This window comes from Streptomyces sp. AC555_RSS877 (assembly GCF_019049245.1).
Lineage (GTDB): Bacteria > Actinomycetota > Actinomycetes > Streptomycetales > Streptomycetaceae > Streptomyces.
Map to the genome: position 1 here is coordinate 1 of NZ_JAGMUK010000236.1, position 482 is coordinate 482.

Genomic DNA, 482 nt, shown 5'->3' on the forward strand with positions numbered 1-482 from the left:
GATCCGCATCCCCTTCCCCCTGCTGCGCCAGACGGCCTGGCTGCTGACGGCCGCGACGATCGCCTTCAACGGCGCAGCCGCCTGGCCCGACCCGCTGGCCGTGGGCATGCACGCGGTCATCCCCATCCTGTTCGTGGCCTGCGTCGAAGCGGCCCGGCACGCGATCGGCCGGATCACCGACATCACGGCCGCCAAGCACATGGAGGGCGTCCGCCTCACCCGCTGGCTGCTGTCCCCGGTGCCCACGTTGCTGCTGTGGCGCCGTATGAAGCTGTGGGAGCTGCGCTCCTACGAGCAGGTCATCAAGCTGGAGCAGGAACGCCTCGTCTACCAAGCCCGCCTGCGTTCGCGCTTCGGCCGGGCGTGGAAGCGCAAGGCCCCGGGGGAGAGCCTGATGCCGCTGCGGCTGGCCCAGTACGGCGTCCCGCTGGTGCAGACGGCCCCGGCAGGCCTGGCGGCGGCGGACATCGAGCCGGTCCTGC

General features: G+C 72.0%; 1 protein-coding gene. It reads left to right on the forward strand.

Features of this window, described 5'->3' with window-relative positions:
- Positions 1-482, forward strand: a 482-nt coding sequence (locus tag KUM49_RS47085) for a DUF2637 domain-containing protein (RefSeq protein ID WP_217243162.1), incomplete at both ends; no start/stop codon positions are given.